Source organism: Candidatus Nitrotoga arctica, assembly GCF_918378365.1.
In the GTDB taxonomy this organism is placed as follows: domain Bacteria; phylum Pseudomonadota; class Gammaproteobacteria; order Burkholderiales; family Gallionellaceae; genus Nitrotoga; species Nitrotoga arctica.
The window spans coordinates 2,583,200-2,595,214 of the sequence record NZ_OU912926.1; the positions used below are offsets into that span (position 1 = coordinate 2,583,200).

The window sequence follows — 12,015 nt, forward strand, 5'->3', positions numbered from 1 at the left end:
TGGAATAAAACCATAACTGGGATAAATTCGCCCAAAACAACGTGGGTCGCATCTGCGACCCACTTAATATATTATTACTTGCGCAATTCCAAACGCTGAATCAATGCACGGTAGCTGCCCTCATTCTTGCCCTTAAGGTAATCCAGGAGCTTGCGGCGACGGCTCACCAATCGCAACAGACCGCGACGAGAATGGTGATCCTTTATGTGTTCCTTAAAATGACCAGTCAAGTAGTTAATACGAGCCGTCATCAGTGCAACCTGTACTTCTGGTGAGCCAGTATCACCTTTAATTCGTTGGTAATCAGTCACAATTTGCGCTTTTTGCGCTGCCGTAATAGACATAATATTCACACTCCACTAAATAAAAAAGTGCCGCATTTTACTCTCGAATGCGGCGGTTACTCAAGTCTATTCGGACAAGAACGATTCATTTTCTCGAGCGCCTCTATCAGAAATACCTTTAATAAAGCCGCAACCTATTCTATGCAAGCGGCGCTTTTAGCCACGCTGGACAACAATCTTACTGGAGTCAGTCGCTGTTCCATAAGATCGGCTACTCCAATGAAGCAACCTGCGCCATATAATCGAACTTTGCCGTCCGGCAATGCTGCTTCAATGGCAAGCCGCTGCCCTTGAGCAATGCGGGTCACTTGCACCACATCCAGATCAAACACAGGTAGATCCTGCAGCAAACTATCTAACGGTAAAATGTATGCCTCTCGTTCTAGCATGGTTACCGACTCCATCTGCGCCAAATTATATGCACCTTCAAGGCCAAATCGGCCAATCGCTGTACGGCGTAATCCTTGTAGGTGCGCACCACACCCCAAAGCCAATCCAATATCTTCGGCCAGCGTGCGCACATACGTGCCCTTACTGCAACGCACTGTAATCTCCATCTCGTCACCAGCGAAGCGCTCCAATATCAGCTCGTGTATGATCACGCTACGGCTTGCACGTATTACAGTTTCGCCCTTACGAATGTACTCATACAGTGGTTTTCCCTGATGTTTGATGGCGCTATGCATAGGCGGCATTTGCTGAATTTCACCGATAAAATTGCGTAACACCGCGCATACCTGTGCTTGATCCAACTCTACAGCATAGGTGCTGGTAATTTCGCCCTCGGCATCGCCCGTAGTAGTGGTTTGACCAAGCCGAATCAAGGCACAATAAGTTTTGTCCGCCTCCAGCAATGAGCTGGTGAACTTGGTAGCCTCGCCAAAACAAACAGGTAACAGACCAGTCGCCAAGGGATCAAGCGTACCAGTATGCCCCGCCTTCTCCGCCTGAAACAAGCGACGTACCTTTTGTAAGGCGATATTGGAACTGAGTCCTAGAGGCTTGTCGAACAACAAAACGCCATCTAATGGACGCATTATGCGGGTCATAATTATCTTCTCGAAACGTCCTTCGCTCCCTCCTTGTCAGGAAGAAGCGAGTGTTCGACTTCGCCCTCCTTTGACAAGCGGCCCAAAGGAGCTTCGGAAGAGCTGTTTAATGTTTTGTCGCTGGCAACCGCTTGATCAATAAGCTGCGATAAATGCGCGCCACGTTCAATCGACGGATCGTAAATAAAATGCAGTTGCGGCATGATGCGCAATTTCATTGAATGTGCGAGTTGGCTACGCAAATAACCGCTTGCATGCTCTAAGCCTTGCTGCACTGCATCGCTTACCCCGTCCAGGGTCGTGTAGAACACCTTGGCGTGGGAATAATCTTTGGTAACCTCAACTCCCGTGAGAGTGATCATGCGCACGCGCGGATCTTTCACTTCGAGGCGCAACAGTTGAGCCACCTCGCGCTGAATCTGCTCGGCTATCCGGTCTGTCCTGGCATAGCCTTTAGGCATTTAGAGGGCGGGCCACTTCGATTATTTCAAATACTTCAAGCTGATCGCCCACTTCAAGGTCATTAAAATTACGCAACGATAAACCACATTCGAAATTTGATCGCACTTCTTTAACGTCATCCTTAAAGCGTTTCAACGAATCCAGTTCGCCAGTATGAATAACCACATTGTTGTGCAGCACTCGTATCTGTGCATTACGCTTGATTATGCCACTGGTTACGTAGCAACCGACCACAGTGCCAATCTTGGAGATGACGAATACCTGACGTACTTCCACCATACCAAGGATAACTTCCTTTTTTTCCGGCGCCCGCATACCTGACAGAGCCGCTTTAATATCATCTACCATTTCGTAGATAACATTGTAGTACCGCACATCTACGCCAGCAGATTCCGCCAACTTGCGCGCAGCAACATCGGCACGGGTATTAAAACCAATCGCGATTGCCTTAGAAGCCAGTGCCAGGTTAATGTCGGATTCGCTGATCGCGCCCACGGCACTGTGAATCAGGTTAACTTTGACTTCATCGGTTGATAGTTTTTGCAGGGCATGTGCAATAGCTTCACAAGAACCCTGCACATCGGTCTTGATAATCAATGGCAGCATACGCACTTCACCTTCTGCCATCTGTTCGAACATATTTTCCAGCGTGGCGGCCTGCTGCTTGGCTAGTTTCACAGCACGGAACTTGCCTTGACGGAACAAAGCAATTTCACGTGCTTTCTTCTCATCCGAAAGTACTAGCACGCTTTCACCCGCTATAGGCACTTCGGATAACCCCTGAATCTCCACTGGAATTGACGGCCCTGCCTCATTTATTGCCTTACCATTCTCATCCAGCATGGCACGCACGCGTCCGGATACTACGCCGACTAGCACTGCATCACCCCGCTTCAAGGTACCAGACTGCACCAATATGGTCGCCACTGGCCCCTTGCCCTTATCCAACCTAGCTTCAATCACAATGCCCTTGGCCAAGCTCAATTTAGGTGCGGTGAGTTGCAGCAATTCAGCTTGCAATAACACACTTTCCAACAAGGAGTCGATACCTAGTCCGTTCTTTGCAGACACTTCAACAAACATGGTGTCACCGCCCCAGTCTTCCGGTACCACACCCTCGGCAACCAATTCTTGTTTTACGCGCTCGGAATTAGCATCAGGCTTATCAATCTTAGTCACCGCTACCACGATGGGTACGTTGGCTGCTTTGGCATGGTGGATTGCCTCTTTGGTCTGCGGCATTACACCATCGTCGGCTGCAACTACTAAAATCACAATGTCAGTCACTTTCGAACCGCGTGCCCTCATTGCCGTAAATGCCTCATGGCCCGGCGTATCAAGAAAAGTAACCATGCCGCGCGGGGTATTTACATGATAAGCGCCGATGTGCTGCGTGATGCCGCCTGCTTCGCCGCTGGCCACGCGGGTTCGACGGATGTAATCTAGCAATGAGGTCTTACCATGATCAACGTGACCCATCACGGTAACTACTGGAGCGCGCGGCTCGAGAGGAGCATTCTTGTGCTCTTCAGATTCTGTCAGGTAAGCACTAGGATCATCCGCTTTGGCTGGCTTGGCAATATGCCCCAATTCTTCCACCACAATCATCGCGGTTTCTTGATCCAGCACCTGATTAATGGTCACCATGGAGCCCAGTTTCATTAGTGCCTTGATAATTTCGATGGCTTTGATTGACATTTTCTGTGCCAATTCAGCGACACTTATTGTCTCTGGCACCATGACCTCATGCACGACGGGTTCAGTCGGCAAAGAGAAAGCATGCTGGGCAGTTTCTTCCTGCTTGACATGCTTGGCATGATGGCGTGGGCTAACATTTCCACGGCCAGCCGTCCAACCGCCAGGTCGCGCATCAATGACTGCCGGGGTGCGTTTTTTGTGACCAGCCTCGGTCCATGGACTGGCTTTATCTGGGGCGGCGGTTTTAACACCTTTTTTGGCCGCAGGCCGAACAACCTTATCACCAGGCTTGGGCATAGGCTTGTGCAGCGTACCTTCGGCCAAATCAGGTTTAGCAACAGCGATTGCCGCTACTTCGGTAATTGAAACCACATTGATTTCTGGCACTTTAATGGGCGGCACCACAGGTTCGACAACTGGCGCCGCTTTGCGTTTGGCGTGTTCTTTCTTGGCTTGGACTTCGGCGGCCTGGCGCGAGGCTAATTCTGCCTGATTACGTGCTTCTTCAGTACGCAGAGCAATCTCCTGCTCGCCTAATATTTCCGCTTTTGAGGTCTTTACTACAGCATGCGCTGGGATGACTTTTACTACAACAACAACTGGTTGTTCTATCTCGACAGCTGTGATTGGTGCAACCACGCGCTTCTTGCGCACTTCGACTTGAATGGTGCGGGCTCTGCCTGTGCTATCCGCCTTCTTGATCTCCGTGGTTTCACGGCGAGTCAATGTAATTTTTTTACTTTTGGCACTGCCACTACCATGCGTGCTGTGCAAATGCTCCAGCAATTGTGCCTTGTCCTGCTCCGATATGCTGTCTGATTCCTGCTGTTTGGCAATCCCGGCCGCCTGTAGTTGTTCAAGCAGCAATCCAACTGGCAAGCTGAGCTCGCCAGCAAACTGCGCTACATTCATTTTTCCCATCACTACCCCTTAACCCCCAAAATTTGAGACTTATAGCTCTCAATACTCAACAGAAACAGTAACCAGAACCGCTTTAAATAATTTATGCCCTCGCTAGTCTTTACCAAGCAAGATTTTGTTCATCGAATATGCATATATGACCGCATTGACCCTTATACAAAATTTGTATATTTAATAATATTTGGAATATCTATCATACAAATTTATGAATCGTTCGGGTTAACATAATTATCCTAAGTCAACTCCATTAAACAAACCAAGGAGCGCGGGCAGCCATAATTAACCGATTTGCGCGTTCTTCATCTATGCCCGCCTGTTCAACCAGTTCGTCCACGGCCAAATCAGCAAGCTGTTCCTGTGTGCCGATGCCCTTGCTTGCTAGAACGCGCGCGGTTTGCTCGTCCATACCATCAAGTTTAACCAAATCCTCAATGTTATGCTCCACCAGCTCTTCATTGACAATTGCTGCAGTCAGCAGAGCATTACGCGCACGGCTACGCAACTCATTCACTGTTGCCTCGTCCAGTGATTCGATTTCCAGCATTTCATTCAGTGGCACATAAGCCACTTCCTCTAGTGTATTAAAACCTTCCTGGACTAGAATATCCGCCACCTCTGCATCCACATCGAGCTTGCCCATGAATAAATCACGCACCTTGGAAAATTCCTGCTCATTCTTCTGGCTGGATTCCTCCATAGTCATAATATTAAGCTCCCATCCGGTCAACTCACTGGCCAAGCGTACATTCTGCCCATTTCGACCAATAGCCTGCGCAAGATTTTCTTCCTCAACTACCACATCCATGCTGTGATTGTCTTCATCTACCATAATGCTGGTCACGTCAGCGGGGGCCAGGGCATTGATTACACTGGTAGCAGGGTCTTCCGACCACAATACAATGTCAACACGCTCGCCCGCCAACTCATTGGTTACAGCCTGCACACGTGAGCCACGCATGCCCACACAAGTGCCAATCGGATCTATCCGCTTATCGTGGGAGCGTACCGATATCTTTGCGCGAACTCCTGGATCGCGCGCAGCACTAACTATCTCCAGCAGCCCCTCCTCAACTTCCGGAACTTCAAGTTCAAACAATTTAATCAAGAATTCAGGTGTGATGCGCGACAGGGTAATTTGCGGTCCACGTATTGAACGATCCACACGCAATAAATAGGCGCGCACACGATCTCCAACACGCATATTCTCTTTTGGAATCATCTGATCACGTGGCAGCAGCGCTTCAATCTTACCAAACTCGACGATGGCATTGCCACGCTCGATGCGCTTTACCGTGCCGGATATCAAATGCTCCTTTCGCTCCATGAAGTCACTTAGAATCTGTTCGCGCTCAGCGTCACGGATTTTCTGAAAGATCACCTGTTTGGCTGCTTGTGCACCTATACGTCCAAAGTCAATGGACTCTAAAGGCTCTTCAATAAATTCTTCCAACTGAATATCCGGATTACGTTTCCGAGCCTCGCTAAGCTTGACATGCAGATCAGGCGTTTCGAAAGTTTCATCATCCATTACCTGCCAGCAACGAAATGACACATATTCACCCGTGTTACGGTCAATACTGACACGTACATCAGACTCCTCGATAAAACGCTTCTTGGTTGCGGACGCCAAAGCAGACTCCAGCGCACCAAACACGATTCCCTTGTCCACGTTTTTTTCACGCGCCAAGGCATCAACTAACAATAAAACTTCACGACTCATCACTGCCTCCAACCAACCGGAATGTTTTTCAAACTAACACGCTCACTCGCTTATTTTTTATACTTAATATTTGTTATGTTAAATTTTATTTCAGCCAGATGCATAAGTAACCATCCTGCTCTTCCACATTGCGGGGCCAGACAAACACAACTTTTTTATGCATAACGCGTAAAGCGAATTTTAAAAGCATTCGTTTTAAGCAAATCGTTTACCGCAAGCAAACGGTCATAATATTAAAATGTAGGCACTAAATGCGCCTTATCCAAATTCGATAGCTCGATCAACACCTGCTTGTCATCCACATCTAACTGTAATACACCATTCTCAAGGCTACCGAGAATGCCGATGAAATTCTTACGACCTGCCAACGGGATGCGCAATTTTAACTGCGCCTTCTGGCCGCGAAAGCGTATAAAATCTGCTTCTTTCTTGATCGGCCGATCCAACCCCGGAGATGAAACTTCAAGGCGCCCGTAACTCACCCCCTCTACTGCAAGCAAGCGGGTCAGCTGGTGACTGACTAATTCACAATCTTTCACCGTAATTCCCATTACCTGATCGAGAAGTACTCGCATCAAGCCCCTGCCAGATAATTCAAAGTCAACTAACTCATACCCCAAGCCAGTCACCGTCGTTTCCACCAATCTCGCCACATCCATAATCATGCCCACAAATAAAAAATGGGCCTAGGCCCATCTGGAAAACTGCACGGATTATAGCAAAAATAATCTGTTAGTGGAAATTGACCTCACCTCATTATTATTCTACAGGATTTGTGCGGTCAATTATTTGGCTATGTCATCATTAAATAATGATGTAATTTTTATCTTAAATCTTTGCGTCGAATGACCTACAGAAAATTTCAATGGAGATCATCATGAGAAACGCAGAATTATTGAACTAACAATCCGACGAACAAAAACTACATTAGCAGAGCGAGTATTTCGCGGATTTCTCGGCGTAATTCAGACGAATTAGCGGATGGCTGAAGCAGTTTTAGCTGTGAATCTTCTACCCGTTGTTCGATAAAACTATTGAGGCGACCACGAGCTCCACTGATAGTGAAACCCTCTTCATATAGCAATTGCCTGATACGACGTATGAGTAAAACTTCATGATGCTGGTAGTAGCGCCGATTACCACCCCGTTTTACTGGTTTAAGTTGGGTAAACTCCTGCTCCCAATAACGCAATACATGCGCCTTGACCCCGCACAAGTCACTAACTTCGCCAATAGTAAAATACCGCTTCGCCGGAATCAATGGCAGGGCGGAATTAAGCTTGTGGTTTTCCATGATAGTTCATCTCTACCATACTCTTGAGTTTCTGGCTGGGATGAAAAGTGACTACACGACGTGCCGTTATAGGGATATCTTCGCCTGTCTTTGGATTGCGCCCGGGGCGCTGAGGCTTATCACGTAGCTGAAAATTGCCAAAACCGGACAGCTTGACACTTTCACCATGTTCAAGTTGAGCACGAATTTCCTCGAAATAGGACTCAACCATATCTTTGGCTTCACGCTTATTCAAGCCAACTTTGTCAAACAGTAAATCAGCGAGCTCTGCTTTGGTCAATGTCATTGATCACCCCTTATATACGCACCTGCGCACCATGCTGTTGCAAAACCGCGGTCAACCGCGCGATACTTAGTTCAATTTCACTATCAATTAATGTTTTTTGAGTATCTTGCAATAACACACGGAAAGCAAGGCTTTTTTTTCCATCCCCCACACCTTTGCCACGATATAGATCAAACAACGCAAACTCTGCCACATAAGAAGTATTACTTCCTAGCATAGCATCCAATAAAGATTGGACCGTTACACTTTCATCCACGACTACGGCAATATCGCGACGCACTGGCGGAAACTTAGAAATATCGATGGCATGTGGTACATCGGCTGATATCAAGGCATCAAGCTCAACCTCAAACCACACCACTGCCTGCGAAATTCCATACTGCTGCAACCACTTCGGATGCAACTCTCCTATCCAACCCACTACCTGTCCATGCAGCAATATTTGTGCCGAACGTCCAGGGTGTGAGGCAGGATGCGGTGACGCTAAAAAACTTAATAGCACGGGGGCAAACAGCGCTTCTACATCTGCCTTTACATCGTAAAAATCCACGCTGCGCACCGCTACACCCCATTGTTCAGGAAGCTGCGTGCCATAACACAATCCCGCGAACCGCTCACGTTGGGCATGACTTCCACCTGTAAAACACACTCCTGTTTCAAACAATCGCACACGCGATTGTTTACGTGCAAAGTTTATACGCAAGGCACCGATCAAACCACCTAAAAGACTGCTACGCATTACCGCCAATTGACTAGAGATGGGGTTTTTCAGAGTAACGGGCGTGGTATTAGCACACAAATCACGCTCGACCTCTGCATCAAGAAAAGCATAACTGATCGTTTCTTGATAGTCGCGTGCCACCATCAGTTGACGCATGCAAGATACTGAACGCAGTGTTTCTGTTTGCGGCACCATCATAACTGCAGTTTGTGGCGGCTGTGCCGGAATGTTATCGTAACCGGCTATCCGTGCGATTTCCTCGATCAAGTCCACTTCCAGTGACAGGTCAAAGCGATAGCTAGGCGGTGTTACATGGAAATCATCACCCTGCTGTTCAAATTTAAACTGCAAGCGTTGCAGCAAAGCGGTGATTTGGGCAGTATCCAGCATAATACCCAAAACGCGTTTTACTCGGCTGGTGCGTAACATTATCGTATCGCGTGCTGGCAATTTTCCATGCACCTCGCTGATCACCCCAGCTTGCCCACCACAAATTTCCAGCAACAATTGTGTTGCACGCTCCAGCGCCATGCGTGTCGCGGTGAAATCTACACCACGCTCAAAACGATATGAAGAATCAGTGGAAATGGTCAATCTACGCGCCTTTCCAACAATTACATCGGGTACGAAGAAGGCACTCTCCAGAAAGACATCACGAGTGGCTGTTTCCACGCTGCTGGCCGCGCCACCCATAATTCCAGCCAATGCCAGCAATCGCGTATCATCTGCAACCACCAGCATGTCATCCTGCAGCATGACGTTTTGTCCATTAAGCAAAGCCAATTCCTCATCCGCTCGCGCATAGCGCACTATAATGCCACCGGCAAGTTTTGCCAGGTCGTAGGCATGGAGGGGCTGACCTAGTTCAAGCATGACGTAATTGGTAATATCTACCACCGCGTTGATACTGCGCAGCCCGCCACGCTCCAAACGGCGCATCATCCATAACGGCGTCGCAGCAGCGGAATTCACACTGCGCACGATGCGGCCGCAATATAATCGGCAAGCTTCGGGAGCATCAATATTTACCGCTAAAGTTTCAGTCAAACTCGACAGAACGGGATCAATCTTCAGCGCATTCAATGTGCCGCCGGTAATCGCCGCCACTTCCCGCGCCACGCCCACCATGCTTAAGCAATCACTACGGTTAGGTGTGAGCTTCAAAGTGAACAGCATATCGTCTAATTCTAGATATTCGCGTAGCCCTCCCCCCACCGGCGCATCCTCAGGCAACAACCATAGACCTTGGCTGTCTTCGGCCAATCCCAATTCACTGGCAGAGCACAACATGCCGGAGGAATCGACATTGCGCACCTTGGCTTGCTTTATAACAAAGTCGCCTGGCAATACCGCCCCGATGCGCGCGCAAGGCACTTTCATACCAACGGCAACATTGGGTGCGCCGCAAACGATAGTCAATGGCGCAGCCTCACCTACATTGACCTGGCACAGACTTAGCCGATCCGCATTAGGATGTTTGATCACCTCCAGCACTTCCGCCACTATTACATTGCTGAATACAGGCGCAACTGATTCCAGCGCTTCCACTTCCAGCCCAGCCATGGTCAACGCATGAGCCAGCTCGAGGCTGGAAAGCTCGGGATTGATCCAGTACCTTAACCAATTCTCAGAAAATTTCATGCTAGTTGAATTGTTTCAAAAATTGTAAATCACCTTCATAGAACATGCGCAGATCAGCCACGCTATAGCGTAACATCGCCAAGCGCTCGACCCCAAGGCCGAAGGCAAAACCCAAATACTTTTCGCTATCAATATTGACGTGCTGCAGCACATTCGGATGTACCATACCACTGCCTAACACCTCGAGCCAGCCAGTATGGCTGCACACGCGACAACCCTTGCCATTGCACTGCACACACTGGATGTCCATCTCTGCCGACGGCTCGGTAAATGGAAAGAATGAGGGACGAAAACGAACCTGCAAATCATCGCGCTCGAAGAAACATTGCATAAAATTCGACAGCACGCCCTTTAGCATAGAGAAATTCACATCCTCATCGATCCACAGGCCTTCCACCTGATGAAACATGGGCGAATGGGTCACATCTGAATCGCAGCGGTACACCCGCCCCGGCGCAATAATTTTCAGTGGAGGTGCATTATTTTCCATATAGCGGATTTGCACCGGCGAAGTGTGGGTGCGCAATACATGCTTCTGGTCGACGTAAAACGTATCATGCATGGCACGTGCTGGGTGGTTCTCCGGAATATTGAGCGCTGTAAAGTTGTAAAAATCGCTCTCGATTTCCGGACCCGATGCCACAATAAAACCGAGTGAATGGAACAGGCTCTCAATACGCTCAAGCGTGCGCGTAACCGGATGCAACCCACCACAACCCAGCCCTCTGCCCGGCAGGGTGACATCCAGTGCCTCCGCCTTAAGTTTCAGCTGTAACTGGCTATACTGCAATGCCTCGCGTCTTTGCTGCAAGGCACTTTCGATACCCTGCTTGACATGGTTGATCCGCACTCCTGCTGCTGGCCGCTCTTCGGCGGACAGTTTGCCGAGACCTTTCAACAACACAGTCAAACGGCCTTCCTTGCCTAGATAGCGCGCCTTGGCTTGCTCCAATTCCGCTGCCTGTTCAATCGCAGCAAACTGTTGCAGCGCTTCGTCGAGAATTTTCTCAAGTTCTTGCATGACAATTATTTTTTATGTATCTACCCTGACAGGGGAGACAGAAAGGTTAGTGGCGTAATCTGGTCGAGATCGCAAACTGCAAGAAAGTCGCTCAGAAAAGTTAATTCCTAATCAAGCATATAACTTGAACTACTTTATACAAACAAAAAAGAGGCGCCAAACGCCTCTTAAATGTGGTTTAGCTTACGCTTAAACGCCGAGGCTGGCTTTGGCCTGTCCAACAATCTGTATGAAGGCAAGCTTATCAAATACGGCAATATCCGCCAACACCTTGCGGTCGATGCTAATTGCAGCTTTCTTCAAGCCGTTCATGAACACACTGTAGCTCAGTCCTTGCTCACGTGCCGCTGCATTAATACGTGCAATCCACAATGTACGGAACTGGCGCTTGCGTTGTCGACGATCACGATAGGCGTATTGGCCAGCCTTCATTACTGCTTCTTTGGCAATACGATAGACATTTTTACGGCGGCCACGATAACCCTTGGCCAGATCTAAAACTTTCTTATGGCGCGCTCGCGCCGTTACACCACGTTTAACTCTTGGCATGTTTACTCCTTATGCGTAGGGCATCATGGCGCGAATAGACGCCGTGTTGCTTGCGTGAACTTCGGTAGTACCACGCAATTGACGCTTGCTCTTGGTGGTCTTTTTGGTCAGGATGTGGCGCTTGAATGCTTGTGCGCGCTTAATGCTGCCGCCTGCACGCACTTTAAAACGCTTTGCAGCACCACTTTTTGTTTTCATTTTAGGCATAACAACTCCTTTATTTGATGACACCAGGAGGCTCCTGGCAGGAACACTTAAAAACCTGGGATCACTTATCTGGGACTGTTTACTGCTAGTCTGCTCTGACCA

The 12,015-nt window shown here is 48.6% G+C and carries 11 protein-coding genes and 1 pseudogene; all 12 read right to left on the minus strand.

Annotated features, from left to right (window positions below; translation table 11 throughout):
- Nucleotides 1–74: 74 nt before the first annotated feature.
- Nucleotides 75–344: a 30S ribosomal protein S15 gene (rpsO, locus tag MKZ32_RS11805; RefSeq protein ID WP_173052917.1), complete on the minus strand. Its 270-nt coding sequence runs from the start codon at nt 342–344 to the stop codon at nt 75–77.
- A gap of 134 nt (nt 345–478) precedes the next feature.
- Nucleotides 479–1,393, minus strand: a complete 915-nt coding sequence (gene truB / locus MKZ32_RS11810; protein ID WP_239797450.1) for a tRNA pseudouridine(55) synthase TruB — start codon at nt 1,391–1,393, stop codon at nt 479–481.
- Nucleotides 1,394–1,503: 110 nt separating this feature from the next.
- Nucleotides 1,504–1,854 (minus strand): annotated as a pseudogene (rbfA, locus tag MKZ32_RS11815) (30S ribosome-binding factor RbfA); the annotation flags it as partial.
- Nucleotides 1,847–4,474, minus strand: coding sequence for a translation initiation factor IF-2 (infB, locus tag MKZ32_RS11820; RefSeq protein WP_239797451.1), 2,628 nt, complete (start codon nt 4,472–4,474; stop codon nt 1,847–1,849). The gene infB and the pseudogene rbfA, both read right to left, overlap by 8 nt.
- Nucleotides 4,475–4,721: 247 nt before the next feature.
- A complete protein-coding gene (gene nusA, locus MKZ32_RS11825) occupies nt 4,722–6,194 on the minus strand; it encodes a transcription termination factor NusA (protein ID WP_239797452.1) in 1,473 nt (490 codons plus the stop codon).
- Between the two features lie 233 nt (nt 6,195–6,427).
- Nucleotides 6,428–6,853, minus strand: a complete 426-nt coding sequence (gene rimP / locus MKZ32_RS11830; RefSeq protein ID WP_239797453.1) for a ribosome maturation factor RimP — start codon at nt 6,851–6,853, stop codon at nt 6,428–6,430.
- Nucleotides 6,854–7,116: 263 nt separating this feature from the next.
- Nucleotides 7,117–7,488: a MerR family transcriptional regulator gene (locus MKZ32_RS11835; RefSeq protein ID WP_239797454.1), complete on the minus strand. Its 372-nt coding sequence runs from the start codon at nt 7,486–7,488 to the stop codon at nt 7,117–7,119.
- Complete coding sequence (locus MKZ32_RS11840; protein WP_239797455.1) at nt 7,469–7,774, minus strand: integration host factor subunit alpha; 306 nt, start codon at nt 7,772–7,774, stop codon at nt 7,469–7,471. Before MKZ32_RS11840 ends, MKZ32_RS11835 begins: the two co-directional genes overlap by 20 nt.
- Before the next feature lie 10 nt (nt 7,775–7,784).
- Complete coding sequence (pheT, locus tag MKZ32_RS11845; RefSeq protein WP_239797456.1) at nt 7,785–10,136, minus strand: phenylalanine--tRNA ligase subunit beta; 2,352 nt, start codon at nt 10,134–10,136, stop codon at nt 7,785–7,787.
- A gap of 1 nt (nt 10,137) precedes the next feature.
- A complete protein-coding gene (gene pheS, locus MKZ32_RS11850; RefSeq protein ID WP_239797457.1) occupies nt 10,138–11,157 on the minus strand; it encodes a phenylalanine--tRNA ligase subunit alpha in 1,020 nt (339 codons plus the stop codon).
- Nucleotides 11,158–11,346: 189 nt separating this feature from the next.
- Complete coding sequence (gene rplT, locus MKZ32_RS11855; protein WP_173052936.1) at nt 11,347–11,706, minus strand: 50S ribosomal protein L20; 360 nt, start codon at nt 11,704–11,706, stop codon at nt 11,347–11,349.
- 9 nt (nt 11,707–11,715) lie between these two features.
- The gene (rpmI, locus tag MKZ32_RS11860; protein WP_173052938.1) at nt 11,716–11,913 is read right to left on the minus strand and encodes a 50S ribosomal protein L35; all 198 of its coding nucleotides are present in this window, start codon (nt 11,911–11,913) and stop codon (nt 11,716–11,718) included.
- Between the last annotated feature and the right edge of the window lie 102 nt (nt 11,914–12,015).